Source organism: Streptomyces sp. NPDC005266, from assembly GCF_040607655.1.
Classification (GTDB): domain Bacteria; phylum Actinomycetota; class Actinomycetes; order Streptomycetales; family Streptomycetaceae; genus Streptomyces.
Genome location: NZ_JBEXHC010000016.1, coordinates 32,791 through 58,061, shown reverse-complemented (window position 1 = coordinate 58,061; position 25,271 = coordinate 32,791). Strand labels below are relative to the sequence as shown.

The following is a 25,271-nucleotide window of genomic DNA, read 5'->3' as shown; positions in this document are numbered from 1 at the left end:
CTCCGCAGCGTCACCGTAGAGGGGGCGTGTACGCGTAATCACGCGACAGTGCCCGTTCACCGAGCGTCGACCGGAGAGAAGAGCCAAGTTGTCCCCGACCACCAGCGAGACCGCACAGGGCGGCCGCCGACTCGTCATCGTCGAGTCGCCTGCCAAGGCGAAGACGATCAAGGGCTACCTCGGCCCGGGCTACGTGGTCGAGGCGAGCGTCGGGCACATCCGGGACCTGCCCAATGGCGCGGCCGAGGTGCCCGCCAAGTACAAGGGCGAGTCGTGGGCGCGTCTCGGTGTCAATGTCTGTGCGGACTTCGAGCCGATCTACGTCGTCAACAGCGATAAGAAGAGCCAGGTCAGCAAGTTGAAGGAGCTGCTGGCGGAGTCCGACGAGCTCTTCCTCGCCACCGATGAGGACCGCGAGGGCGAGGCCATCGCCTGGCATCTCCAGCAAGTCCTCAAGCCCAAGGTCCCGGTCCGCCGGATGGTCTTCCACGAGATCACCAAGGACGCGATCCGCCAGGCCGTGGACAACCCCCGCGGGCTGAACCAGCGCCTGGTCGAGGCGCAGGAGACCCGCCGCATCCTCGACCGTCTCTACGGCTACGAGGTCTCGCCGGTCCTGTGGAAGAAGGTCATGCCGCGGCTGTCGGCCGGCCGTGTGCAGTCCGTGGCCACCCGGCTCGTCGTCGAGCGGGAGCGCGAGCGCGTCGCCTTCCGCTCCGCGGAGTACTGGGACCTGACCGGCACCTTCGCCACCGGCCGCGCCGGTGACGCCTCGGACCCCGGGACCTTCGGCGCGCGTCTGAGCAGTGTCGACGGCCGCCGCGTCGCGCAGGGCCGCGACTTCGGTCCGAACGGACAGCTCAAGGAAGGCGCCCAGGTCCTGCACCTGGACGAGGCCAATGCGCGGGCACTGGCCGCCGCGCTTCAGGACAGCGTCTTCTCGGTGCGCTCCGTCGAGTCGAAGCCGTACCGCCGCTCGCCGTACGCCCCGTTCCGTACGACCACCCTCCAGCAGGAGGCGTCGCGCAAGCTCGGGTTCGGTGCCAAGGCGACGATGCAGGTCGCGCAGAAGCTGTACGAGAACGGCTTCATCACCTATATGCGTACCGACTCCACCACGCTGTCCGACACGGCGGTGGCGGCGGCCCGGAGGCAGGTCACGCAGCTCTACGGCGCGGACTACCTGCCGGACAAGCCCCGGACCTACGCGGGCAAGGTCAAGAACGCCCAGGAGGCACACGAGGCGATCCGGCCGTCGGGCGACCGTTTCCGCACCCCGGCCGAGACCAGGCTGACCGGCGACCAGTTCCGTCTCTACGAACTGATCTGGAAGCGCACCGTCGCCTCCCAGATGAAGGACGCGGTCGGTCAGTCCGTGACCGTCAAGGTCGGCGGACGCTCCAGCGACGGCCGGGACGCCGAGTTCTCCGCCTCCGGCAAGATCATCACCTTCCACGGCTTCCTCAAGGCCTACGTCGAGGGCGCCGACGACCCGAACGCCGAGCTCGACGACCGCGAGCGCCGCCTCCCGCAGGTCAGCGAGGGCGACCCGCTCACGGCCGAGGAGATCCAGGCCGACGGCCACGCGACCAAGCCCCCGGCCCGTTACACCGAGGCCTCGCTGGTCAAGGAGCTGGAGGAGCGGGAGATCGGCCGTCCGTCGACCTATGCGTCGATCATCGGCACCATCCTCGACCGCGGCTATGTCTTCAAGAAGGGCACGGCTCTTGTGCCGTCCTTCCTCTCCTTCGCGGTCGTCAACCTGCTCGAGAAGCACTTCGGCTACCTCGTCGACTACGACTTCACCGCGAAGATGGAGGACGACCTCGACCGCATCGCGCGGGGCGAGGCCGAGGCCGTGCCGTGGCTGCGCCGCTTCTACTTCGGCACGGAGGACCTCGACCGGTGCCCGCCCGACGAGGACCATCTGGGCGGACTGAAGGCGCTGGTCACCGACCTGGGGGCGATCGACGCCCGCGAGGTCTCGTCCTTCCCCGTCGGGGACGGCATCGTGCTGCGTGTGGGCCGCTACGGCCCGTACGTCGAGAAGCCGTCCGCCGTGGAGGGTGAGCCGGGGCAGCGCGCCGATGTGCCCGAGGACCTGCCGCCGGACGAGCTGACCGTCGAGCTGGCCAAGGAACTGCTCGCCAAGCCGAGCGGTGAACGCGTGCTGGGGAAGGACCCGGGGACCGGGCGGACCATTGTGGCCAAGGACGGCCGCTACGGCCCGTATGTCACCGAGCTGCTGCCCGAGGACACCCCCAAGAGCGGTAAGAACGCGGTCAAGCCGCGGACGGCCTCCCTGCTCAAGTCGATGTCGCTGGACACGGTGACACTCGAGGACGCGCTCAAGCTGCTGTCGCTGCCCCGCGTCGTGGGCGTCGATCCCGCGACCGGCGAGGAGATCACCGCACAGAACGGCCGCTACGGCCCGTATCTGAAGAAGGGCACCGACTCGCGCTCGCTGGACAGCGAGGAGCAGATCTTCACCATCACACTGGAAGAGGCGCTGGCGATCTACGCGCAGCCCAAGCAGCGCGGCCGGGCCGCGGCCAAGCCGCCGCTGAAGGAGTTGGGCACCGACCCGGTCAGCGGGAATCCGGTCGTGGTGAAGGACGGCCGCTTCGGCCCGTACGTCACGGACGGCGAGACCAACGCGACGCTGCGCCGGGACGACGACGTCGAGGCGATCACCCCCGAGCGCGGCTATGAGCTGCTCGCGGAGAAGCGCGCCAAGGGCCCGGCCAAGAAGACCGCCAAGAAGACGACGGCGAAGAAGACCGCCGCCAAGAAGACGACGGCCAAGAAGACCGCCGCCAAGAAGACCGCGGCGAAGAAGACGACCACGGCGCAGAAGACGACCACGGCCAAGAAGACCGCCGCCAAGAAGACGACGGCGGCCAAGGCGGCCGGGGAGTCGGCAGCCGACGGGGAGTGACCCGGCGGCCAAAGCGGCACAAGGCGGAGCAATCTCCGCACGCCGCACGTCCCCCCGCCCGTTTGTTCGGCCGGGGGGACGTGGATCCATGTGATCCGGATAGGCTGGCGGGATGACGCGAGAGCAGCCAACGGACGTGACCCCCACTTCCGGCGCCCTTGCCGCGGACTCCCGCGAGCGTGCCGTACGAGCCCTGCTGCGCTATCCGCCCCTGCGGCGGCTGTGGAGTGCCCAGCTCGTCGGCGGCACCGCCGACGCGCTCGCCGTGCTGGTGCTCATCCTCCTGTCGCTGCAGGCGTCGGTGGCCGCGGGCTCCTTCGGCGGCGGCTATCGCGGAGCGGGCTTCGCCGTCGCCGCCGTCCTGGGCGTACGGCTCTTTGCGACGGTGCTGTTCGGGGCGGTGCTGCTCGGGCCACTCTCCGCGCTGATCGGCCCCTCCGGTCCGCTGGACCGCCGCTGGACCATGATCGGCGCGGATGTCCTGCGGCTCGTCCTGCTCCTCATCGCCCCGCTGTGGATCGACTGGACCCCCAACGACGCGGTCGCCTGGCTGCTCATCACCACCTTCGTCCTCGGCGTCGCCGAGCGCTTGTGGACCGTCGCCAAGGACGAAGCGGCCCCCGGGCTGCTTCCGGCCCCGCCCGCCGAGGGCGCCGCCGTACGGCCGCTGCCCGACCACCTCGACGGGCTGCGCCGGCTCTCCCTGCGGACGAACTTCCTGACGCTGCCGATCGCCGCCGCCGGGCTGCTCGTCGTCGCACTCATCTCCAGGCTGCTGGGCACCGGCGTGGAGTGGTTCCACGGCCACCAGGCCGCCCTCGGCTCGTACGTCGGCGCCGGGCTCTTCGCCGCCTCCGTTTCGATCCTCTACTTCATCGAGCTGCCCAGCGCGCGGACGACCCGTACGCGCTCCCCTCTCGAAGGGCTGCGCCGTCCCCGGGCCGCGTCCGGCACCGGCACCGACAAGGGCCGCACCGGCGCCGTCCCGCTGCTGGTGCTCTCCTGCGCCGGGGTGGCGGCCGCGATCGCCGCGGCCGTGGGCGTCGCCGCGCTGCAGGCCGTCGACCTCGGCGGCGGTCCGGTCGGCTTCTCGCTGCTCGTCCTCGTCCTCAGCGGCGGCCCGGCCCTCGGCATCCGCTGGGCGCCGAAGGTCCTCCCGGGCCTGTCGCGGCGTCGGCTGCTGGCGATGTCGGTCGCGTTGACGGGCCTCGCGCTGCTGACGGCGGGCCTGGTGCACGACGCGACGACCGTCGTACTGATCGCCCTGCTCGCGGGCCTGTCGGCCGGCGTCGCCGCCCACACCGGCCACGCCCTCCTCGACCAGGAGTCCGAGGAGTCCCGCCGCCCCCGGATGACCGAGCACCTGCACGCAGCCGTCCGAGTCTTCGTCGGCCTCGGCGCGGTCGTCGCCCCGCTGCTCGCCGCCGCCATCGGACCGCACCGGCTGGGCAGCGGCGACTTCGTCTTCGCCCACGGCGGCGCCGCCTTCACGCTCATGCTCGTCGGCGCGCTGCTGCTGCCCGTCGCGGCGCTCGTCCTCGGCAGGACCGACGACCGGCAGGGCGTCCCGCTGAGCCGCGATCTGCGCGAGGCGCTGCGCGGCGGGGACGCGGTGGAGGGCCCGGCTGCCACAGGCTTCTTCATCGCCGTCGAGGGCGGCGACGGAGCGGGGAAGTCCACGCAGGTCGAGGCGGTGGCCGAATGGATCAGGGCCAAGGGCCACGAGGTGGTGGTGACCCGTGAGCCGGGCGCGACCGCCATCGGCAAGCGGCTCCGCTCGATCCTGCTCGATGTCTCGTCCGCCGGGATCTCGCACCGCGCGGAGGCGCTGCTGTACGCGGCGGACCGCGCCGAGCACGTCGACACCGTGGTCCGTCCGGCGCTGGAGCGCGGCGCGGTCGTCATCTCCGACCGCTATATCGACTCCTCCGTCGCCTACCAGGGCGCGGGGCGCGACCTCGCCGCGACCGAGATCGCGCGTATCTCGCGCTGGGCGACCAACGGCCTGGTGCCGCATCTGACAGTGCTGCTGGACGTCTCGCCCGAGACCGCGCGTGAGCGCTTTACGGAGGCCCCCGACCGGCTGGAGTCCGAGCCCGCCGAGTTCCACCAGCGCGTACGGGCCGGATTCCTGGCCCTCGCCGCCGCCGACCCGGCCCGCTATCTCGTCGTCGACGCCGGGCAGCTGCCCGAGGCGGTCACCTCCGTGGTGCGCCACCGCCTGGACCAGATGCTGCCGCTGTCGGAGGCGGAGGTGAAGGCCCAGGAGGAGGCCCGTAAGGCCGCCGAGGAGGAGGCCCGCCGCAGGGCGGCGGAAGAGGCCGCGCGCAAGGCCGAGGAGGAGCGGCTGGAGCGCGAGCGCCAGGCGGCACTCGCCAAGGCGCGCGCCGAGGAGGAGGAGCGCAAGCGCCGCGAGCTGGAGGAGGCGCGGCAGCGCGAGGCCGAGCGGCAGGCGGAGGCGGCCCGGCAGCGGGCCGAGGACGCGCGCCGCAGGGCCGAGGAGGACCGTAAGCGCATCGAGGCCGAGGACCGGGCCCGCGCCGCCGAGGAGGAGCGTCGCCGCCTCCAGGCGGAGACGGAGGCCCGGCAGCGGGCCGAGGCGGATGCGCGCCGTCAGGAGGAGCAGCGCAGGGCCGAGGAGGCGCTGCTGCGGGCGGAACAGGCACGGCAGGTGGCGGAGGCGAGGCCCTCGGCGCCCTCGGCGCCCTCGGCGTCCTCGGCGCCCTCGGGGGCCGAGACGCCGACGGTGGAGACCGAGGCCCCGGCCCGGCCGGCCGAGGACGAGGGCCGGTCCGGGGCCCCGCAGGCCCCCAGGGACCCGGGGGGCGGCGCGGACGCGTCAAAGACCGTCCGGACGCCTCGCTTCGACCCGCGGACCGGCGGTTCCCCCGACGCTCCGGCCTCGAACGCGGCCGATGAGACCGCCGTGCTGCCGCCCGTACGCCCCCAGGACGTCCCGGACGTCGAGGAGACGGCCGTCCTCCCCAAGCCGCCCGCCGACGCTCCGGCCTCGAACGCGGCCGATGAGACCGCCGTGCTGCCGCCCGTACGCCCCCAGGACGGCCCGGACGTCGAGGAGACGGCCGTCCTCCCCAAGCCGCCCGCCGACGCCCCGGCGTCGAACGCGGCCGACGAGACGGCCGTGCTGCCGCCCGTACGGGACGAGCGTGCCGCCGACCCGGCGGACCGGGTGCCGTCGTGGCTGTTCCGCGAGGAGCAGGGCCAGGGCCAGGGGCAGGGGCACGGCCAGGGGCACGAGCCGGGGAGCGAGCGCACGCGCGAGATGCCGCAGTACGGCCAGGGCCAGGCCGGGCCTCGCGGCGGGCCTGAGGCCGGGCCTCGGGGCGGCGCCGAGTCGTCGCGCCGCTCCGCCCGGCGCCGCCCGGAGTGGGCGGAAGAGACCCCGCTGGACGATCTGCCGACGCTCGCCGACGAGCTGCTGGGCCCGCACGACGACGAGGACGGCGGCCACCGCCGCTGACTGCGGGGACGGCGGCCACCGCTGTTGACTGCGGGGACGGCGGCCACCGCTGTTGACTGCGGGGACGGCGGGCGCCGCTGTTGACTGCGGGGCCGGCGGGCGCCGCCGCCGGACCGCGGCGCCCGCTGTCAGCGGGGTGGCCCACAATGGGATGCCGTAAGCACGAACAGCGGAGGCAGCCATGGCGGTGTGGGACGACCTGGTCGGGCAGGACCGTGTAGCGGCCCAGCTGACGGCTGCCGCGCGGGACGCTGACGCGCTGGTCACGACCGTCGCCCAGGGCGAGACCGGGGCCGCGGACGACGCCCGCGCCCGGTCCGGGGCGGCGTCCAGGATGACCCACGCCTGGCTGTTCACCGGCCCGCCCGGCTCCGGGCGGGCCACCGCCGCCCGTGCCTTCGCCGCCGCGCTGCAGTGCGTCAGCCCCGACCGGGCGCTCGGCGGCGCCCCCGGCTGCGGCTTCTGCGACGGCTGCCACACCGCCCTCGTCGGCACGCACGCCGATGTTGAGGTGGTGCGTACGGACATGCTCTCCATCGGCGTCAAGGAGACCCGCGATCTCGTCCGCCGCGCCCAGCTGTCGCCTGCGGGCGGCCGCTGGCAGGTGATCGTCCTGGAGGACGCCGACCGGCTCACCGAGGGCGCGGGCAATGTCCTCCTCAAGGCCGTCGAGGAGCCCGCGCCGCGCACAGTATGGCTGTTGTGCGCGCCCTCCCTGGAGGATGTGCTGCCCACGATCCGCTCCCGCTGCCGCCTCCTCACCCTCCGTACGCCGCCGGTGGAGGCCGTCGCGGATCTCCTGGTCCGCCGTGACGGCATCGACCCCGAGCTCGCCGCTTCCGCCGCCCGCGCGACCCAGGGCCACATCGGCCGCGCCCGCAGGCTGGCCACCGACGAGCGGGCGCGTGCCCGCCGCGCCGCGGTCATGAGGCTTCCGCTGCGCGTCGACGACGTCGGCGGCTGTCTCAAGGCGGCCCAGGAGCTGATCGACGCCGCGGCCGAGGACGCCAAGCAGGTGGCGGAGGAGGTCGACACCAAGGAGACCGAGGAGATGCGCGCCGCGCTCGGCGCCGCCGCGGGCACGGGCGGACGGCTGCCGCGCGGCACCGCCGGTGCCATGAAGGACCTCCAAGACCGCCAGAAGCGCCGCGCGACCCGCACCCAGCGCGACACCCTCGACCTCGCGCTCACCGATCTGACGGGCTTCTACCGGGATGTGCTGGCCCTCCAGCTGGGTTCGCGGATCGCCCTCGCCAACACTGATGTGCGCGACGCCCTGGAGCGGGTGGCGGCCGGCTCGAAGCCGGAGCGGACGCTGCGCCGGATAGAGGCGGTCACGGCGTGCCGCCAGGCGCTGGACCGCAATGTGGCGCCGCTGCTGGCGGTCGAGGCGATGACCATGGCGCTGCGCGCGGGCTGAGTCACTCGTACGGGTTCGCCCGAATGCGCATGGAGCGTGTTCAGACGGATACGCTCCGTTAGCGACTCGACCGCGAACCGAGGGATCCGCCGATGGACATCAGACGCCGCCGTACGCTCTCCCCTCTCGGCGCCGCGGTCGCGGCCGCCGGGCTGCTGTTCACCGGCTGCTCGGCTGGTGCCTCGCAGCCGAGCGCCGCGTCGATGCCTGCGAGGGCCGTACCGGCGGCCCTCAAGCCGTACTACGAACAGACGTTGAGCTGGCGCCCCTGCGGTGACGCGGGGTACGAATGCGCCACGCTCAAGGCCCCGCTCGACTACGCCCAGCCCGGCACAGGCCGGGACCTGCGGCTCGCCGTCTCCCGGAAGAAGGCGACAGGCGCCGGCAGACGGCTCGGCTCGCTGCTGGTCAACCCGGGCGGTCCGGGCGGCTCCGCGATCGGTTATCTGCAGAGCTACGCGGCCGTCGGCTACCCGGCGCGGGTGCGAGCCCGCTACGACATGGTGGCCATGGACCCGCGCGGCGTGGCCGACAGCGAGCCCGTCCGCTGTCTGAGCGACAAGCAGATGGACGCCTTCACCCAGACCGACCAGACGCCCGACGCCCCCGCCGAGACCGCGCGGCTGGTCGCCGCGTACAAGAAGTTCGCCCGCGGCTGCGCCGCCCGCTCCGGCAGGATCCTCGGCCATGTCTCGACGGTCGAGTCGGCCCGCGACATGGACCTGCTGCGCGCCGCCCTCGGCGACAAGAGGCTCAACTACGTCGGCGCCTCCTACGGCACCTTCCTCGGCGCGACCTACGCCGACCTCCACCCCCGCCGCGTCGGCCGTCTCGTCCTCGACGGCGCCCTCGACCCCGCGCTGTCCGCCGAGCGCATGAACCGCGACCAGACCGCCGGCTTCGAAACCGCCTTCACCGCCTTCGCCAAGGACTGTGTGCGCCGCGACGGCTGCCCCCTGGGCACCCGCACCGTGGCCGCCGCCCGCGACCGGCTTGAAGCCTTCTTCGCCCGACTGGACTCCCACCCGGTGCGCACCGGCGAGTCCCGCAAGCTGGGCGAGTCCCTCGCCACCATGGGCGTGATCGCCGCCATGTACGACGAAACCGGCTGGCCCCAGCTGCGCACCGCCCTCCGCTCCGCGATGCGCGGCAACGGCGGCGGCCTGCTGAACCTCGCCGACCTGTACTACGAGCGCGACACCGACGGCTCGTACGCCAACCTCATGTACGCCAACCCGGCCGTCAACTGCCTCGACCTCCCACCCGCCTTCCGCACGCCCGCCCAGGCCGAGAAGGCCGTCCCCGCCTTCGAAAGGGCATCCCCCGTCTTCGGCAGGACCCTCGCCTGGGCCGCCCTGAACTGCGCCTACTGGCCCGTCCACCCGACCGGCACGCCCCACCGGCTCCACGCCGAGGGCGCCGCCCCCATCGTCGTCGTCGGCACCACCCGCGACCCCGCCACCCCCTACCGCTGGGCCCGCTCCCTCGCCGCTCAGCTCTCCTCCGCCACCCTCCTCACCTACGACGGCGATGGCCACACCGCCTACGGCCGAGGCAGCCGCTGCATCGACACCGCGATCAACACCTACCTCCTGACCGGACGCCCTCCCGCCCCCCGCAAGCGCTGCCCCTGACCAGCCCGAACCCCCGCCCCGGCCCTCCGTCCCTCCCCGTACGGAGCACCCCTCGAAACTGTGTAGACTTGGCGACGCTGCGGCTGCCCATACTGGCGCCCGCAGCATGCCGCCTTAGCTCAGTCGGCCAGAGCGACGCACTCGTAATGCGTAGGTCAAGGGTTCGATTCCCTTAGGCGGCTCCGACAAGGTCCAGGACAGACGCCGTCTGACCTGGACCTTCGTAATTCTCCCCAGGGGCCTGTGCCCTCACGCGACTTCGTTCCGGACCTCGTGGCAGCCGCCGGTGGCCGACCGGTGGCCAGACGTGCAAATGGCGTGCAGCAGCGGTGGCCAAGGGCGATGATGGGGGCGGGCGTACGGCGGTCTGGTCATTGTTCTACACCTACAAGGACCGGAAACGGATCAAAGAGCTCTCAGACCACCGCAATGCCCTTCAGCACTACGGGCTGAAGTACAACGCGTATGCCATCGAGTCCCGTGCAGCGAGGGTGCTCGACTTCCTGATTACGTTCATCCACAGGCACCTCATCCCGGGGCTCGAACCCGCCGAAGCTATGGGCGTCGAGCAGGACATGGACACGTTCCGGTTGAAGCTCAAGGGCATTGAGACGCTGGTCAAACAGCGCATGAATGACCTCCGGAGCGAGCTAGCCAAGGTCGCTGACGTGACGGTGAAGTGCCCTGATTGTGAGCAGTGGGCCATGGTCGCCGACGGCAGGGAGGAGGGTTCGACTTGCCTGTTCTGCCACCAGGTATGGCCGGAGGATCCAGAGTCCGCAGCCGCCAACTACGCGTGGATCATCTTGGGGCTGGATGACCGATCCTGCGGGAGGGGCAGGGCACTTTCGTCCCCGCCTTCTATGTGGAGCCGGCCATCCTTGCCGATCGGGAGAGGCTCGACTTCGTCCGTGACGCCTATCTGAGCCACAAGAACTGGTACCTGTGGTGGGGCCTGGCGGGCGGAACCTGGCGGACCGCTCGAAGGACACGATCCGGGCCGTGGTCGAGATGCAGCAGGAGTACGAGTACGTCATGCAGAGCAAGCCGCGGCTGGAACGGGCACCGCGGCCGGTGACCACCCAGCCACTCAAACTCACGATCGGCACCTCATGACGGATGTTCCAGCGCTCGCCGAGGACTTGTTGAAGACGCTCGCGGGCCGGGCGGATCCGGACTTCGCGGCGAGAATGCAGCGGTACTTCCCGCACGAGATCCGGGCGCTCGGGGTCGGCAACGCCGCGGTCGCCGAGATCGCCACCGACTACTTCCGTGACCGGCCCGACATCTCCGCGGCGACGCGACTGCTCCTGGCGGAGGCGGTGTTGGCGCGCGCCGAGCACCACGAGGAGGTGCTGCTGGGCTTCGCGGTCCTGCACAAGGTCGCCAAGACCGGATTCGGCGGCGAGTTGCTGGACCGCTGCGAGCACTGGCTGGAGACGTACGTGTCCAACTGGGCGCAGTGCGACGACATGTGTCTGAAGCTGCTGTATCCGTTCTTCCTCGGGCATCTGGAGCTGATCCCACGGACACGGCGCTGGGTCGAGTCCACCTCCCCGTGGGCCAGGCGTGCCGCGAACGTGGCAGTCGTGAAGTTCGTCCGGCGCAAGGTGGGCCGGACGGTCTTCGAGCTGCCGCTGTCGCACGTCTTCGACAACTGCGTCCGGCTGATGCACGACGACCACGTCTACGTGCAGAAGGGCTGCGGCTGGCTGCTCAAGGTCACCGCCGAGGTCCATTCCGGCGAGGTGGCCGAGTTCCTGCGCACCTGGCACACCGAAATGACCCGCGACACGTTCCGGTACGCGGTGGAGAAGATGGACCCGCAGATGCGGCGGTCCTTGATGGCACTGGGACAGGGAGAGACGCGATGAACGTGACCGGCCGCTACCTCCACCGGCGGGGCATCCACTGTGAGACGGCCTGCCAGTGCGCCATTCTCGCGGCCGGCGGATACGAGGTGGACGAGGAGGTCGTGTTCGGGCTGGACGGCGGTTTCGGCTTCTCGTTCTTCCCGGCGAACGGCAATGCGCCGGACATCGCCGTCGGCGAGCAGGCGAGCCGCTTCGGGCGGCGCGGCTGATGGGTGTCGAGGTCGCCATGCATACGCCGAAGTCTGGCGCGGGCCTGGCCAAGCTGCTCGAGTCGGCGCCGGCCGTCATGACCCGGGTGGACCTCGGTCTGCTCCCGTACTGGGGTCTGAACGGGCTGCCTTTCGGCCCCTCACTGGGGCGGAAATCCGGCGGAGGCGCCTGGCTGTCGGCCGTCTCCCGGCGAAGCAGGCGGGGTGGGGTTGGCGGCGAGCCAAACCTGCAGCTCACGGTGGCGGAACTGGTAGGCGGAACCGGCACGCCTCAACAGGCCCGCTTGCACGGACCAGTCGAGGAAGGGATTGAGGAGGAGGGGGAGGCGACCGAAGAAGCACAGCTGGGACAGGCGGTAGCGGAGGTTCGCGCCGTTGAACAGCAGCAGGCTGTACAGCGCGTAGCCCGCCGCGAGGGGAATGCTGCCTCGCAGTTCCCCATGGGCCGCACCGCTGAAAAGGATCGTGGCACCACCCATGACTCCGAATCCGCACGCGACCTTCAGATCGTCACGCAGGACGTGCACCGAGCATGCGGTGTCCTCCGGTTTGGTCGCCATCGCCGTGTACATCCACGCCGTGTACAGAATGTAGACCGGGTAGAGGAGGCCGCGGATGAGCCCTGCCTGCTGGATATGCCACGGTATGAGGACGAGCGTCGGGATGATGAAGGCGGCGGAGTACGCGGGCCACCGCTTGATCAGACGCCAGGGAGATTGCAGCCTCCGCGGCTCTGCGAACAGCACCCAGATGGCCACCAGTACCGGTGCGGAGGTCAGCCAGTAAGCGTCCCACTGACTCGCGCCGGTCACGTCCGGAACGAGCCGGAAGAACGCGAAGGCCACCGTCGCGACCACCGCCAGATAGGGGACAGCAACGGTCCACCGGCCGGGCACCACCCACAGCTCGTGTGGCCGGAACATGTCGCGTCCCCTGCCTTCCGTGGAGGTGACGTGCCGGGCCAGCCGATGCAGCCAGCGGTGGACCCGCGCCAAGCGGTACCCGCGGCGTTCGTGCGCGCCCACCACGGCCGGGATGTACGCGTCCATCAGGAAGCGGTTCAGTTCTGGCGTGGAGGTGAACCGGGTGAGCTCGGCCGGATCGCCGTCCTCGGCGTAGACCGCGGCTGTCAGGCTCAGGCGCCAGGGTGTGAGCAGCGCCTCCGCGACGCGGGGCCGCGCGGTGAGCCCGGCGAACAGGGCGTCGAGCCGCTCGAGCTCGCCGACGTGGGCGGCCAGGAATTCGCGGGCCTCCTGCTGCCGTACGCCCTCGATCGTGATGTGAGCCGCGTGCTTGAGGCGGACCGCGGGCCGGTTCCCCGCCCGCTTTCCTAGCACCGTGTACAGGTCGGAGCGGCAGGTGACGACGACGGGACCGGCGTGCGCTCCCCTGCGCAGCTCATTCAGCCGCCGCAGTGCCTCCCGGGCGCGCGGGGCGGCCGGATCAGGGCTGCCGTCGGAACGGGGCGGGTCCATCTCGTCCAGACCGTCGAGGACCGGCAGTACGAGCCCGTCCTCGATGAACTGGCGCGCCCGGGAGGGCGGGTAGTCGTAGACGCGGACCAGGTGGTCGATTAGCAGGTCAGTGAGCTGCGTCGTGGTCGGGTCCCAGCCGCTCAGCGGCACACGTACGGGCACGGGGCTGTCGGGTACACGGCGCGAGGCGAGATCGATGACCAGCTCCAGCGCCGCTGTGGTCTTGCCCGCGCCCGGCGGGCCCGTGATCACCAGGCGGCCGGGCCGCAGGGCACGGTAGTAGGCGCCGATGCCGCCCTCACCGTCGGTATCGGGCATCAGGTGGCCGTCGGCCGCGGCGTTCTCCGGCTCGGCGCCACGCGTCGGGACGTGCCGAAAGCGGAGGTCTATCTTTGCGTGCTCACCGCCCGTCAACAGCAGCTGCTGATCACCCTCACCGTTCGCCACATGCACGGCCAGACGCTGGGCCCGCCGCCAGTCGTCGTGCCGCCACGCACCGGGCCACCACATCCAAAGCAGCACGGCCGCCGGTAACGCGGCTGCCCCTATCCAGCCAGGCACCGGACCGTCCACGGGCCCCCACCACCGCAGCACGGCCCACGCAGCGCCGCAGCAGGCAAGCACGACCGCCGCCACCCGCCGAGCGGTCCGCAGCCGACGGGGAAACGGCGGGGCAGGAGGAGGGGGAGGCGGGTCGGCCGGGGCGTGGTAGTGCACGTCGCCCACCGCCCCGGCCTGGATGAGCGGACCGTGGACGGGCGCGCTCACGTCGTTGCGCACCGTCGGCTGGTCGTCCGGTCTCTTCGGCGTCACCCTAGCCCCCACTGCTGTCAGGTGTACGAGCAGTGTAGGAGCGGGCTGTGTCTCGTGGCAGCAGGATGGGGACGTGGCCGGCCAGGAAGTCCGCCCAGGACCGTCGGTGCGGCCTCGCCCCGCTGGCGAGCGCGGCATGGCACGCGAGCCGGAAAACAACCCGTCGACCCGCCTCAGAGGGCCCACAGGACACCCCAGACCTACCCCCGCTTGGCGTAACTCCACGAATGCCGTCCAGGCGGTTCGCTGGACGGCCATGAGCCCCCGGTCGCGGGCCTTCGTGTCCCGGACCATCACGTGCTTCGGGTCGTTGTCGGCCACTTCAACACAGTTCTCTGTCCCCGTGTAGGAGCTGGTACGCCAGTTCGGGGCGGCCACGGGCTGCATCTTGGTCTCCTAGTCGCTTGGCATCTGATCGAAGTGGTGAATCGCTGTGAGGATTGAGGTCTCGGACTGCAGGGCCGTAGACCGCTGACTGCTTCAAGAGGGCGAACGCCTTGGCGTACAGCTCGATTTCTCGGGGCTGGGTGACGGAGAACTCCGCCGAGTAGGTCTCTACGAGGACGAGCTTGTCGTCGAACATCGAGAAGGAGTTGCCGGGTCAGATGCCGACGGGTGCGGATCGGGGGATGATGCCCAGGCTCAGCCGGGGAAGGCGCATCACCGCCAGCAGGCGGTCGAGCTGCCCCTTCATCACCTCCGGGCCGCCGAAGTTGGTGTAGAGGGCCTGTTCGCCGAGCACCACGTTTCGCCGGTGTCCCTGTTCATGTCGCGGCCACAGCGTCGCCCCGTGGCGACGCGAACTACCTCGCCGCCAGACCAGTGCGGCTGGCCGCCAACTCGCCGCTGCCCCGGCGGCTGGAGTTGCTGCGTGCCCTGCGCCCGCTGAAACGCTGGGTACCGTCACGGCACGCCAGCGAACTCGACGAGGAAGCCACCATCCAGCAGGTCGCCCAGCGGGCCGCCGCACATCGCGACGGTGCTCGGCTGCCCGTACTGAGACCGGCGGCGGAACGCTGGCTCGACGCCGTCCTCGTGGTGGACGGCCATCCGGCGAGCATGCTGCTGTGGACGCCCCTCGCCCGTGAGGTGCACCGGCTGCTGATTCAGCTGGGGGCCTTCCGCGACCTGCGGATCCGCTATCGGCACGCACGGCCCGACGGCCCGCCGGGTTTGAGCGGAGTCAGGCAATGTTGATCAAGAGTGGGATGATCATGTGCTGACTCGTAATGCGTCGGTCAAGGGTTCGATTCCCTTAGGCGGCTCCGATAGAGGCCCAGGTCACATCGTGTGATCTGGGCCTTTCGCTGTCCTGGGGATGCGGCGCGGTGTGCGGCAGGCGGCGGATCCCCTTGGGCCGGCCGACGACCGGCCCAAGGGGGCGTCGTCCTCGCCGATGACGCGTTCCATGACGGCGATGCCCGGATGGACCTCGTCAATCCGGGTGGTTATGTTCCGGTTTGATGGCATATCGCCTCTCCGGCGTGCCGCAGGACAAACGGATGAGGTGTGAGAGGTGGGAACCGGGGTAGACGGGTCCTCAATCAGCCCGAGCGGACAGCCGAGATAGAGGGAGTGCGACGTGAACGGCACGGCACCCGTTACGACGTCAGAGCTGGCAGCAGCCGAAGCTGAGCAGGTAAGTGAAGTCGAGGTCGCCGGACTGCCCAGCGTTGAGGACCCGACGAAGGTGGCGCCCAAGGACGCGCGGGCGCTGACGAAGACTTTCCTGGACCGGCTGACGGAGCTCGAAGAGGGGACGCACGAGTACCAGTACGTGCGGAACACCCTGATCGAGCTCAACCTGTCGCTGGTCCGGTACGCCGCCCGGCGGTTCCGTAACCGCTCGGTGGAGATGGAAGACGTCATCCAGGTCGGCACGATCGGGCTGATCAAGGCGATCGACCGGTTTGATCTGACCCGGGAGGTGGAGTTCACCACCTTCGCGGTGCCGTACATCGTCGGCGAGATCAAGCGGTTCTTCCGGGACACGAGTTGGGCGGTGCACGTCCCGCGCCGTCTCCAGGAGCTGCGGATCGACCTCGCGAAGGCCAACGAGGACCTCTTCCAGCGGCTCGACCGGTCGCCGACGACCACTGAGCTCGCGGAGCATCTGAAGCTGAGCGAGGAAGAGGTCATCGACGGGCTGGTGGCCAGCAATGGCTATCTGACCACCTCCCTGGACGCGCCCGCCGACAATGAGAGCGGGGGGGCCAGCCGGGTGACGACGTACGCCGACCGGTTCGGTGACGTCGACCCCGCGATGGAGATCGTGGAGAACCTCCACGCCCTCAAGCCGCTGGTGGAGGAGCTCGATGAGCGGGACCGCCGGATTCTGCAGATGCGGTTCGGCGAAGAGATGACGCAGTCGGAGATCGGCGCCGAGCTCGGCGTCTCGCAGATGCATGTCTCCCGGCTGCTCACGAAGGCGCTCACCCGATTGCGGCGCGGGATGCTCGCCGAGTGAGCGGAGGCTGACTCGATCACCGAGGTCAACCAGTAGCGGCGGTCGTCGCTATGTCATGGGGCCCGGCCGGAGGTTCTCCGGCCGGGCCCCAGGTGTGTCCGGTGTGTCTGTTCGGGTGGTCTACCAGCGGTACCACCGACCCCGGCGGCCACCGGGGGCCGCCGGCCGGACGATGAAGCCGAGCAGCCAGACCGCGAGCACGATGACGGCGATCCACCACAGGGCCTTCAGGGCGAACCCGGCACCGAAGAGCAGCAGGGCCAGAAGAAGAACGACAATCAAGGGGACCATGGCTATCAACCTCCGGGTCGCGAGTACCCCCCGGCGAATCAGGCATGCCTGATCATTTCGGGCGCATCGAGGGCTGCGCGGGCAAGTGGGTGCGGTGCGGGGGGATTTGGCCCCATGCCCCACGGCCGTGTACCCCCGGTGGATGGATGGCCTGGCGTCCCGGCAGAAGCCGGGGCAGGCTGGAAGGGCAGAGGTCAGAGGGTGATACGTGATGATCCAGCCAGCCGATATCCGTGAGTGGCGCGACCGGGATGTCGTCGATGAGCAGGGCCGCAAGATCGGGGCGCTCGAGGCGATCTATGTGGCCACGACCACCGACGAGCCCGCCATGGCCACGGTCCGGACCGGCCTGCCCACCCGTCACCGCCTGGTGTTCGTCCCCATCGACGACGCGATCGTCGGACCGGACTATGTCAAGGTCCCGTACGGGCGGGGGCTGGTGAAGAAGGCGCCCTCGATCGGTCTGGACGACGTGCTGCCCGCCGAGCAGGAGGGGGCGATCTTCCAGCACTACGGGAAGGCGTACCAGCCGGGCGCGGCGGGCGAACGGCAGCTCGCCCGTCGCTGAGACCCCCGCCGCTGAGACCCCCGCCGCTGAGACCCCCGTCGCTGAGACCCCCGTACGCCGCTGAGGAGCTGAGGAAAGGAGACCCGGGGCCATGGCTCTCTTCCTGTTCCTTGTGATCGTGGCCATCGCGCTCGGCATCATCGGCACGGTGGTGCACGGGCTCGGCTATCTGCTGGTCATCGCCGTGGTGCTGTTCGTGGCCGATGTCGTCTTCGGCGTCGTGCGCTGGGCGCGGCGGACCCGGAGGGGCCGTCTCCGGTGACGGCGCGGGTCCCTTCGGGCCGCACCGCGTAGGCCCCGGCATCCCTTGAACGCTTGCCGGGACCCTCGGCGCCTCGGCGCGCGACGCGAGGTGAGCCGCCTCCCCGGTCGCGGGTGCCGCGGGGCGGGTCAGCCGATGCGGGCGTGTGGCGCCCGCAGCCTCCCGGTCGCGGGTGCCGCGGGGCGGGTCAGCCGATGCGGCCGCGTGGCGCCCGCCGCTCACGGTGGCGGTCACGGTGGGCGGGGGTTCCCTCGCTGTGAGGCGACGAAGGGAACGTCCTGCCGCGTCCGGTGGCTGCCGTTGTGAGGCCGGGGGCGCTGGAGGAATTGGGCGGGCGCTGGTGCGGCGCCGGGAGACGTTGGACCCCGATGCGCTGTCGCGGCTGCGCCGCTTCGGGGAGGCGTTGCCGCGGGGCGATCAGCGGTCGTGAGCGAGGGCGCGCTGGGTCACCGCCTCGCACAGGGATGCCAGGGCCGCCCTGGCGTGGCGGTCGGGCAGCGGGGACAGGGCCGCGCGTGCGGCGGCGGCCTGGCGGGCGGTCTCCTGGCGGGCCTGTTCCAGGGCCGGGTGGGCGCGCAGCCGCGCCACCGCCTCCGCGTACTGGGCCTGACCGGCGGAGCCCGCGGTGAGCTGGTGGTACAGCTCGCGGTCCGCCGGCTTCCCCCGCCGCAGCAGAAGGACGGGCAGCGTCGGGCGGCGCGCCGCGACCGTCTCCAGCTCGTCGGCGAGATGGCCGGCGACGCCCAGCCGTTCGCCGCACCGGGCGAGGGCGTCGGCGATGTTCTCGTCCGCGCCGGAGGTCATCGCGCCGAGTCGGCCGGAGACGGCGGTCAGTGAGCCGGTGCGGCTGGCCAGGACTTCGAGGTGGTGCTCGACGGGGTCACGGCCCTCGGCCGGGCCGGTCGCCTCCAGGATCTGGCCGGTGACCAGCCGTTTGAACGCGTCGGCCTGGATCCGTACGGCCTCGGGCCCGAGGTCGGCCAGGATGTGTGAGGCCCGTGCGAAGAGGAAGTCGCCGGTGAGCACCGCGACGGAGTTGTCCCAGTTGACGCCCGTGCCGGGGGTACGGCGGCGCCGTGCGTCCGTCTCGTCGGCCACTTCGTCGTGATAGTGCGTCGCCAGATGGGTCAGCTCGACGACGACGGCCGCGGGCACCACCCCCGGCGCCAGGGGATCGCCGAACCGGGCGGCCAGCAACACCAGCAGCGGCCGGAGCCGCCATCCGGTCGTGCGCATCAACTCCCGCGCGGCCTCCGTGATGAACGGAACGTCGCTCTTTGTGGCTTCCAACAGGCCCTTTTCGACCGCCGCTTGTCCGGCCCTGAGGCCGTCCGCCAGCGCCCGGTCCCGCACGGTCGGCTGCATGGAGGCAAATGTCTCATATGCCGGTCAAAAAGCGTGGTCAAGGCAATCGTCAAGAGGCGTGGTCAGGCCATGCGGCCGAGTCCTGCTCATGGGCCGGTGGGTACCGTCGCCGGGATGCGGGCGAGTCCTGTTCATGGGCCGGTGGGTACCGTGACCCGGATGCGGCTGCCCTGCTCATGGGCCGGTGGGTACCGTCGCCCGGATGCGGCTGCCCTGCCCCGGGCGGCTGTCCACCTTCAGCTCGCCGCCCACCTCCCGGGCCCGCTCCCGCATGGAGAGCAGCCCCAGATGGCCGGGGAAGGAGCCCTGGCAGTCGAAGCCGACGCCGTCGTCGGCGACCGTCAAGGTGACGGTGCCGGGGCCGCTGAGCAGATGGAGCTGGACGTTGCGGGCCCGCGCATGCTTGGCGATGTTGTGCAGCGACTCCTGCGCGATCCGGAAGAGGGCGTGCTTGGCCTCCGGGGTCGTCTCCGGTTCGGGCCCGAGCTTGGCCTCGGTCGCGATCCCGTACCGGTCCCGGAGCGCCTCGACGTGCTGGGTGAGCGCGGCGACCAGGCCCTCGGTCTCCAGCGACTCGGGCCGCAACCGGCACAGCAGGGTCCGGGTCTCGGTGATCGCGACGTCGGCGAGCCGCCGTATGTACTCGATCGGCTCGGCGAGCTGGGCGAGCTCGGCCAGCCCGGTCGGCTCGGCGAGATCGCGTTCCAGCAGCTCACGAGCTGTACGGGCGCCGAGCGCGATGCCGTAGAGCGCCTGGGAGACCGAGTCGTGCAGCTCGCGGGAGATCCGCTGCCGCTCCTCCTGGACGGCCTTCTCCTGGGTGGCCGCCCGCAGCCGGTCGTGCTCCACCGCGCAGGCGGCGTGCCCGGCGATCACTTCGAGGACGGTCATATCGGCCTCGCCGGGGTCGCACCCCGCCGGGAAGTGGCAGCACATCGCGCCGATCGCGGTGGTCGCGCGCAGCAGCGGCCAGGCGGCGACCGCGCCCCGCGCCGGGCCGTCGTCGCCCACGCGGCACAGGGCGCCGCCGGCGTGGATCACCGGAGTGGATCCGGCTATGGCCTCCAGCGCCGGTTTCCGGGACGGCGGGGTGTGGCCGTGGCCGCCGCCCGCCAACCGCAGCACCGCGCCGGGGCCGGGCTCCAGCAGATAGACGGTGCAGCCGGCCGCGCCGGTACGGGCCACCGCGGCCGCGGCCAGAGAGTCCAGCGTGTGCCGTACGGAGCCCTGGCCGGCGGCGGCTGCGGCGAGCCGGCGCAGATGCTCCCGGTGCCGGATCCGGGCGACCGCGTGACCGGCGGGGGACGCGAAGCGGCCGACCGTCGTCACATCAGCGCGGGTGAGCCGGCGCCCGCCACTGTGGTTGACCACCTCGATCACGCCCACCGGCTGCCCGCGCACCAGCAGCGGCGCGTCGAGCACCGAGGCCAGGGCCGCGTCGTGCGGCTCGCGCCGGTACCGGGGCGGCCTCCGCTCGCCGCCGGAGACCGTCGGCCGGCCGGCCCGGATCGCCTGGCGGGCGGGGGCGGAGCCACCGGGGGTCAGCAGCCCGCGCGGGGCGGCCGCCGGGGCGCCGTCGGCCGCGCGTTCCGTCAGGACGTCGCCCGGCTCCAGCACCATGACCCGTGCCATATCGGCGCCCAGCACCTCGCGTAGCCGGCGGGCGATCAGCCGTAGCGTCGCGTCCGCGGTCTCGCCCGCCAGGATGTGCTCGGTGACCTCGGCGAGCGCCGCGGCGCGCCGCCTCCGTCCGGTCCGGATCCACCGCATACCGATCACGCCGACCACCACTGCTCCCTCGTCGTCGTCTCCAGGGCTTCGGGAGGGGTGAGCTCACCGGCCGGGACCAGGCCCGACTGCACCGCGTACACCGCGGCCTGGGTGCGGCTGTGCACCCCGAGCTTGGTCAGGATGTGGCTCACATACGTCTTCACCGTCTGCTGTCCGATCCGCAGATCGTGCGCGATCTCCTTATTGGCCTTGCCGCGCGCGAGCATGGTCAGGACCTCGGTCTCCCGCTCGGTCAGCTGTTCCGGCCCGCTCGGCTCCCTGACCTGGCCCATCAGCCGGGAGATCGCGGCGGGGGAGACATGGATCTGGCCGGCGGCCGCGGCCTTGACCGCGTTCCTCAGGTCGTCGGCCTCGGCGTTCTTCAGCAGGAAGCCGATGGCTCCCGCGCGGACCGCGCCCATGACCATGGCGTCGTCGAGGGAGCTGGTCAGTGCCACCACCTCGACCTCCGGAAGGTCCTGGCGGATCTCCGCCGTGGCCGACACCCCGTCCATCACGGGCATCAGCAGGTCCATCAGGACGACGTCGGGGCACAGCTCCCTGGCCAGCCGGACGGCCTCGCGGCCGTTGGTCGTCTCGCCGACCACCTTGATGTCGTTGTCGAGCCCCAGGATCATGCGCAGGCCCTGCCGGACCACGGCATGGTCGTCTGCGATCAGAACTCGAAGCGCCACGTTGGCTCACCTGCCCAGGAATCGAGACGGTCGGGGTCAGCGGTTAGAAGAGACGGTCGCGGTCAGCGGTTCGACGAGGGGAAGGGCCAGCAGGACGAGGAGCCCCGCCACCCACCCGGCCGGCACATCGCTGACCCAGTGGGTGCCCGGATGGACGGTGGTCAGACCGATGCCGAAGGCCATCCCGCAGGTGATCACGGCGCCCGCCCCGACGGTGGCGTCCGGCGAGATGGGCGAGGGCGCCCCGGATGACGACGGCGTTGGCGGTGTGACCGGAGGGGAGGACGTCTCCGCCGCGGAAGAGCTCGGCGGAGCCGGGGGTCTGGGCGGCGTGCGGGCCCAGCCTGCCGGTGAGGATCTTCACGGCGCCGACGCTCCCGTTGAGGACCGGCAGCGCGATGCCCAGGGCGAGCGGTGGGCGCGGGTCCCGGGTCCGCCGGCCGCGCCAGGACAGCCATGCCAGGGCCGCGACCGCGGTGGGGCCGCGCTGACCCGCGATGCCGAAGACGTCGAAGGCGGTCTGGGCCTGCGGCCACTGCTTGTACGGCTTGAGCATGCCCACATGCCAGTCGAGCCGGACGAGCTCCGAGCCGGTGAGGACGGCCACGAGGACCGCCGCGTAACAGGCGGCGGCCGTCAGGAAGACGATCGTGTGCCCGCGGCTGTGCGGGCATCGGATCCGTCCGGGGACTCGCATGGGGAGGGAACCCGTCCCGGTGTGCCCGGAATTCCATCGGACGGGGGACTTTGTCACCCCTCGGGTCCCCCAACCGTCCGGGCCCATCCGTCGGGCCCCATCCGCCCGGGCCCATGTGGCGGAGCGCCCCCGGGCCCGGCGGGCTCCAGGGGGCGCGCCCGCGGTCGGGGGCCCATCCGTCGGGCCCCATCCGCCCGCGCCCATGTGGCGGAGCGCCCCCGGCTCGGCGGGCTCCAGGGGGCGCGCCCGCGGTCGGTCAGTCCGGTTCCGCGGGCTTGAAGCCGAATTCGGCGGCCTTGGCGACCGCCTCCAGCTGGGAGCGCGCCTCCAGCTTCTCCAGGATCTTGCGCACATGGGTGCGCACGGTGGCGTAGCTGATGCTCAGGTGCTCCGCGATCGCCCGGTTGTCCAGGCCCTGGCTCATCAGGGTGAGGATCTCCTGTTCGCGCGGGGTCAGGCTCTCCAGACGCTCGGTCTGCTCGGCGGACGACCGGGTGGACTCGCGGTGCCGGGCCAGCACCTCGACCAGGGTGCTGGCCGGGATGAGGGTCTCGCCCTCGGCGGCCGAGCGGATGGCCGAGGCGATCTCATCGCCGCTCGCCGACTTCAGCAGATAGCCGCAGGCGCCCGCTTCCACCGCGGCCAGCAGCGCCGAGTCACTGGCGTCGGCACTGAGGATCACGATGGCGGTGGAGGGGTCATGGGCCCGGATGCCGGCCGCCGCGTCCGCCCCGGTGCCGTCGGGCAGCCGGAAGTCGACCAGGGCCACATCGGGCTTCATCTCCTTGGCCATGGGCACGGCCTCGGAGACCGAGTCGGCCCAGCCGACCACCGTGAGGTCCTGGTACTCGGCCAGCAGCGCCCAGAGCCCCTCGGCCACCACCCGGTGGTCCTCGACGATCAGCACCTTGGTCAGACCCGGTGGTGCGGTCACGGCTGGGCGTCCCCTCCGGGGGAGCCGACGGGGCCGAGGGACGGGGCCGGGGCCTCACCCAGCGGCACCCAGAACTCCACGGTGGTGCCCGAGCCCGGTTCGCTTTCGATACGGCACCAGCCGCCGGCTATCTGGGCCCGCTCCTGGATCAGGGAGAGCCCGAGATGGCCGGGGCGGGACTCGACCTCCAGGGGGTTGTAGCCCTCGCCGTCGTCGACAATCCGTACCAGACAGCCGTCGTCGAGCCCGAGCAGCTGCACATGGACGGTCTTGGCCCGCGCGTGCTTGCGCACGTTCATCAGGGCCTCCTGGGCGGTGCGGTAGATCAGCGCCATGGTCTCGGGCGGGGGCTTGACGGAGAGCCGGTCCTCCAGCCGGTAGGTGATGCCGGTCTCGGTGCGTATCTGCTCCAGCAGCCCGCGCAGCGCCCCGGCCAGACAGCCGTGCTCCAGGCTGGACGGCCGAAGGTCGAAGATCAGCTGACGCAGCCGGCTCAGCGACAGCTTCAGCGTCTCGTCCAGCTTGTCCATCACCCGCTGCTCCTCCGGGTCCCGCAGCCGCCGGCGCAGCTGCTGGAGGCGGAGGCTGGCCGCGGTGATCACCTGGATGGTGTCGTCGTGGATGTCGGCGGCGATCCGGCCGCGCTCGGCCTCCTGGGCGTGGACGAGATGGCTGAGCAGCGCCTGGCGGTCGCGGTCGGTGACCTCCAGCAGCTCCAGGCTGCGCTCCAGCACGAACTGGGCGCGCTGCACCTCGGTGATGTCCCGGATGGTCAGGACGGTGAGCAGGCCCTCCTCGGTGCGCAGCGGGCTGATGCTGACGTCGGCCGGGAACTGCTTGGCGTCGCTGCGCCGGCCGACCAGCTCGATGCTGTGGCCGACGGGCTCCTCCACGGAGTCGTCCCATTCGCGCAGCGAGACGGTGAGCGGCTGGTCGGGCAGGAGCGCCTCGACGGCCCGGCCGATGAGATGGTCGCGGTCGTAGCCGAAGAGCGCCTCGGTGCGGTTGTTGGCGGCCTGGATCCGGCCGTCGGCGTCCACGATCATCATCGCGTCCGGGGAGGACTCGATGAGCTGCCGGAAGCGGCTTTCGGCGGCCCGGAGCTGGCTCAGGTCGGAGACGAAGACCACGCACCGGGGACGCCTGCCCTGCAGATGGCCGCCGCTGAACTGGGCGGGGAACTCGGTGCCGTCCCGGCGGCGGCCACTCATCGCGGAGGGCGCGGTGAACACCCGGCCGATCAGCTGCTCGGAGGCGGTGCGATAGTGCTCGGGGACCAGGTCCCGCAGCCGCTTGTCGCGCAGCTCGGCCGAGCTGTAGCCGAACATGTGCCGTATGTGTGCGTTCGCGAACTCGATCCGGCCGCGTGAGCCGACGACCAGGACCCCGCACGGCGCGTGGCCGAGCAGTTCCAGGTACGACTCCTCCAGCCGGCTGCCGACCAGGTCCTCGAACCGCCAGGAGGCGCGGTCGGCGCGGCGCAGCGGCTCGGCGCAGTCGGCGAGGAGCTCCGAGGACATGGAGAACTGATCGCGGGCGGCCCGGGTGATCGCCTCGAGGATCTCCTCGGCGGGTGTGCCCTTGACCAGATAGCCGGTGGCTCCGACCGCGAGCATGTTCAGCACGGTCTCGCGGTCGCCGTGGGCGGAGAGCGCCACCACCCGCGCCTCGGGGACCTGGTCGCGGATGGCCCGGACGCTGCTGGGGGCGTCGCCCTTTGGCATGTGCACATCCATGATGACCACCTGGGGGCGGTGCTCGACCGCCGCGCGCACGGCCTGTTCGTGGTCGACGGCAAGGCCCACGAGTTCCAGGTCGGGGTGGGAGTCGATGAGGTCCGCGAGGGCTTCCCGGACGGCCGGATCGTCATCGGCCACCACGACGTCGATGCGGTTGTCGCCCATCGCTACCCACCTCCCTTGAGGACGGCACCCTGCAGCTCGCGGATGCTGAGTTCATCGCGCCGGCAGTGCGCCAGCGACGGCATGACCGCGGCCATGGGCGCGATCAGCACGTTGTAGTGACTTCCTATGCGGTCGCACACGGCGACGGCTGCCGCGGCGTCCCACACCGCGGCCCAGAAGGCCCAGTCCCGTCTGCGGTGATACTGCGCGGCGTCCAGGGCGGCCCGGCGCGCCACCGCGGCGGCGACCAGGATCCGGTACCGCTCCTCGTCCGTCGTGGTGCGGTGGACCTCTGCCCATCCCTCGGCGCGGGTCTGGCTGGAGGTCTGCTTCCACAGATCGGCCACCCGGTCGATTTCCTCCGGGGAGAGATCCTCGATATGGGTCAGGAATTGCAGGACTCTGCGGGAGTTAGGGCCGAAAATAACACTCATAGGACACTCCAGGACGCATGGTACATCTATGGAACACCCG

General features: G+C 71.5%; 22 protein-coding genes and 1 tRNA gene. 12 read left to right on the top strand and 11 right to left on the bottom strand.

Translation table 11 applies throughout. The features are described 5' to 3' along the window. Positions 1–88 precede the first annotated feature (88 nt). The 8 genes from topA to ABZU99_RS24855 all read left to right on the top strand — a co-directional run bounded on the left by topA (position 89) and on the right by ABZU99_RS24855 (position 11,556). Positions 89–2,938 (top strand): type I DNA topoisomerase, encoded by a 2,850-nt coding sequence (gene topA / locus ABZU99_RS24890; RefSeq protein WP_356047834.1) that lies wholly within the window; start codon positions 89–91, stop codon positions 2,936–2,938. A 112-nt stretch (positions 2,939–3,050) separates the two neighbouring features. After that, the gene (gene tmk, locus ABZU99_RS24885) at positions 3,051–6,419 is read left to right on the top strand and encodes a dTMP kinase (RefSeq protein WP_356047832.1); all 3,369 of its coding nucleotides are present in this window, start codon (positions 3,051–3,053) and stop codon (positions 6,417–6,419) included. A 181-nt stretch (positions 6,420–6,600) separates the two neighbouring features. Next, positions 6,601–7,839, top strand: coding sequence for a DNA polymerase III subunit delta' (locus tag ABZU99_RS24880; RefSeq protein ID WP_355947316.1), 1,239 nt, complete (start codon positions 6,601–6,603; stop codon positions 7,837–7,839). A 92-nt stretch (positions 7,840–7,931) separates the two neighbouring features. Continuing rightward, complete coding sequence (locus ABZU99_RS24875) at positions 7,932–9,473, top strand: alpha/beta hydrolase (protein ID WP_355947318.1); 1,542 nt, start codon at positions 7,932–7,934, stop codon at positions 9,471–9,473. Between the two features lie 108 nt (positions 9,474–9,581). Next, positions 9,582–9,655 (top strand) — tRNA-Thr (locus ABZU99_RS24870). Between the two features lie 192 nt (positions 9,656–9,847). Beyond that, a complete protein-coding gene (locus ABZU99_RS24865) occupies positions 9,848–10,399 on the top strand; it encodes a hypothetical protein (protein ID WP_356047830.1) in 552 nt (183 codons plus the stop codon). A 186-nt stretch (positions 10,400–10,585) separates the two neighbouring features. After that, entirely contained in the window at positions 10,586–11,347 is a 762-nt protein-coding gene (locus tag ABZU99_RS24860) for a DNA alkylation repair protein (RefSeq protein WP_356047828.1), read from the top strand. Further along, positions 11,344–11,556, top strand: a complete 213-nt coding sequence (locus ABZU99_RS24855; RefSeq protein WP_356047826.1) for a hypothetical protein — start codon at positions 11,344–11,346, stop codon at positions 11,554–11,556. Before ABZU99_RS24860 ends, ABZU99_RS24855 begins: the two co-directional genes overlap by 4 nt. Positions 11,557–11,696: 140 nt before the next feature. Here ABZU99_RS24855 and ABZU99_RS24850 read toward each other — a convergent pair whose 3' ends face one another. The 3 genes from ABZU99_RS24850 to ABZU99_RS24840 all read right to left on the bottom strand — a co-directional run bounded on the left by ABZU99_RS24850 (position 11,697) and on the right by ABZU99_RS24840 (position 14,751). Beyond that, positions 11,697–13,844: an NACHT domain-containing protein gene (locus tag ABZU99_RS24850; protein ID WP_356047882.1), complete on the bottom strand. Its 2,148-nt coding sequence runs from the start codon at positions 13,842–13,844 to the stop codon at positions 11,697–11,699. Between the two features lie 322 nt (positions 13,845–14,166). Then, positions 14,167–14,427: a hypothetical protein gene (locus ABZU99_RS24845; protein ID WP_356047824.1), complete on the bottom strand. Its 261-nt coding sequence runs from the start codon at positions 14,425–14,427 to the stop codon at positions 14,167–14,169. Between the two features lie 18 nt (positions 14,428–14,445). Next, a complete protein-coding gene (locus ABZU99_RS24840; RefSeq protein ID WP_355945333.1) occupies positions 14,446–14,751 on the bottom strand; it encodes a Scr1 family TA system antitoxin-like transcriptional regulator in 306 nt (101 codons plus the stop codon). On the opposite strand from ABZU99_RS24840, the gene ABZU99_RS24835 reads away from it, so the two are divergent. Both ABZU99_RS24835 and ABZU99_RS24830 read left to right on the top strand, forming a co-directional pair. Then, positions 14,667–15,041: a hypothetical protein gene (locus ABZU99_RS24835; RefSeq protein WP_356047886.1), complete on the top strand. Its 375-nt coding sequence runs from the start codon at positions 14,667–14,669 to the stop codon at positions 15,039–15,041. The two genes, ABZU99_RS24840 and ABZU99_RS24835, sit on opposite strands and share 85 nt — an antisense overlap. Positions 15,042–15,459: 418 nt before the next feature. Continuing rightward, on the top strand, positions 15,460–16,311 hold the full coding sequence (locus ABZU99_RS24830; RefSeq protein ID WP_355945693.1) for an RNA polymerase sigma factor SigF: 852 nt from the start codon (positions 15,460–15,462) through the stop codon (positions 16,309–16,311). Positions 16,312–16,431: 120 nt separating this feature from the next. Here ABZU99_RS24830 and ABZU99_RS24825 read toward each other — a convergent pair whose 3' ends face one another. Further along, positions 16,432–16,602 (bottom strand): hydrophobic protein, encoded by a 171-nt coding sequence (locus tag ABZU99_RS24825; RefSeq protein WP_355945336.1) that lies wholly within the window; start codon positions 16,600–16,602, stop codon positions 16,432–16,434. A gap of 211 nt (positions 16,603–16,813) precedes the next feature. Here ABZU99_RS24825 and ABZU99_RS24820 point away from each other — a divergent pair, with 211 nt between their 5' ends. Next, a complete protein-coding gene (locus tag ABZU99_RS24820; RefSeq protein WP_355945339.1) occupies positions 16,814–17,170 on the top strand; it encodes a PRC-barrel domain-containing protein in 357 nt (118 codons plus the stop codon). A 91-nt stretch (positions 17,171–17,261) separates the two neighbouring features. Continuing rightward, positions 17,262–17,432, top strand: a complete 171-nt coding sequence (locus tag ABZU99_RS24815; RefSeq protein WP_355945340.1) for a hypothetical protein — start codon at positions 17,262–17,264, stop codon at positions 17,430–17,432. Between the two features lie 417 nt (positions 17,433–17,849). On the opposite strand, the gene ABZU99_RS24810 is transcribed toward ABZU99_RS24815, so the two are convergent. The 7 genes from ABZU99_RS24810 to ABZU99_RS24780 all read right to left on the bottom strand — a co-directional run bounded on the left by ABZU99_RS24810 (position 17,850) and on the right by ABZU99_RS24780 (position 25,231). Further along, the gene (locus ABZU99_RS24810; protein WP_355945343.1) at positions 17,850–18,797 is read right to left on the bottom strand and encodes a polyprenyl synthetase family protein; all 948 of its coding nucleotides are present in this window, start codon (positions 18,795–18,797) and stop codon (positions 17,850–17,852) included. 174 nt (positions 18,798–18,971) lie between these two features. Next, complete coding sequence (locus ABZU99_RS24805) at positions 18,972–20,585, bottom strand: GAF domain-containing sensor histidine kinase (protein ID WP_356047821.1); 1,614 nt, start codon at positions 20,583–20,585, stop codon at positions 18,972–18,974. After that, the gene (locus tag ABZU99_RS24800; RefSeq protein WP_355945347.1) at positions 20,573–21,262 is read right to left on the bottom strand and encodes a response regulator transcription factor; all 690 of its coding nucleotides are present in this window, start codon (positions 21,260–21,262) and stop codon (positions 20,573–20,575) included. Before ABZU99_RS24800 ends, ABZU99_RS24805 begins: the two co-directional genes overlap by 13 nt. Before the next feature lie 43 nt (positions 21,263–21,305). After that, entirely contained in the window at positions 21,306–21,959 is a 654-nt protein-coding gene (locus ABZU99_RS24795) for a hypothetical protein (protein ID WP_356047819.1), read from the bottom strand. 256 nt (positions 21,960–22,215) lie between these two features. Next, a complete protein-coding gene (locus ABZU99_RS24790) occupies positions 22,216–22,893 on the bottom strand; it encodes a response regulator transcription factor (protein ID WP_355945353.1) in 678 nt (225 codons plus the stop codon). Further along, positions 22,890–24,797 (bottom strand): PAS domain S-box protein, encoded by a 1,908-nt coding sequence (locus ABZU99_RS24785; protein ID WP_355945356.1) that lies wholly within the window; start codon positions 24,795–24,797, stop codon positions 22,890–22,892. The genes ABZU99_RS24790 and ABZU99_RS24785 overlap by 4 nt, the downstream gene beginning before the upstream one ends. Positions 24,798–24,799: 2 nt before the next feature. Beyond that, the gene (locus tag ABZU99_RS24780) at positions 24,800–25,231 is read right to left on the bottom strand and encodes a hypothetical protein (RefSeq protein WP_355945359.1); all 432 of its coding nucleotides are present in this window, start codon (positions 25,229–25,231) and stop codon (positions 24,800–24,802) included. Between the last annotated feature and the right edge of the window lie 40 nt (positions 25,232–25,271).

What these genes read in the sequence shown, in the direction of transcription:
- tmk (WP_356047832.1), top strand. Translation starts at nt 3,051, where the DNA reads ATGACGCGAGAGCAGCCAACGGACGTGACCCCCACTTCCGGCGCCCTT.
- ABZU99_RS24880 (WP_355947316.1), top strand. Translation starts at nt 6,601, where the DNA reads ATGGCGGTGTGGGACGACCTGGTCGGGCAGGACCGTGTAGCGGCCCAG.
- ABZU99_RS24875 (WP_355947318.1), top strand. Translation starts at nt 7,932, where the DNA reads ATGGACATCAGACGCCGCCGTACGCTCTCCCCTCTCGGCGCCGCGGTC.
- ABZU99_RS24860 (WP_356047828.1), top strand. Translation starts at nt 10,586, where the DNA reads ATGACGGATGTTCCAGCGCTCGCCGAGGACTTGTTGAAGACGCTCGCG.
- ABZU99_RS24855 (WP_356047826.1), top strand. Translation starts at nt 11,344, where the DNA reads ATGAACGTGACCGGCCGCTACCTCCACCGGCGGGGCATCCACTGTGAG.
- ABZU99_RS24845 (WP_356047824.1), bottom strand. Translation starts at nt 14,427, where the DNA reads ATGTTCGACGACAAGCTCGTCCTCGTAGAGACCTACTCGGCGGAGTTC.
- ABZU99_RS24825 (WP_355945336.1), bottom strand. Translation starts at nt 16,602, where the DNA reads ATGGTCCCCTTGATTGTCGTTCTTCTTCTGGCCCTGCTGCTCTTCGGT.
- ABZU99_RS24820 (WP_355945339.1), top strand. Translation starts at nt 16,814, where the DNA reads ATGATCCAGCCAGCCGATATCCGTGAGTGGCGCGACCGGGATGTCGTC.
- ABZU99_RS24815 (WP_355945340.1), top strand. Translation starts at nt 17,262, where the DNA reads ATGGCTCTCTTCCTGTTCCTTGTGATCGTGGCCATCGCGCTCGGCATC.
- ABZU99_RS24810 (WP_355945343.1), bottom strand. Translation starts at nt 18,797, where the DNA reads ATGCAGCCGACCGTGCGGGACCGGGCGCTGGCGGACGGCCTCAGGGCC.
- ABZU99_RS24795 (WP_356047819.1), bottom strand. Translation starts at nt 21,959, where the DNA reads ATGCGAGTCCCCGGACGGATCCGATGCCCGCACAGCCGCGGGCACACG.
- ABZU99_RS24785 (WP_355945356.1), bottom strand. Translation starts at nt 24,797, where the DNA reads ATGGGCGACAACCGCATCGACGTCGTGGTGGCCGATGACGATCCGGCC.
- ABZU99_RS24780 (WP_355945359.1), bottom strand. Translation starts at nt 25,231, where the DNA reads ATGAGTGTTATTTTCGGCCCTAACTCCCGCAGAGTCCTGCAATTCCTG.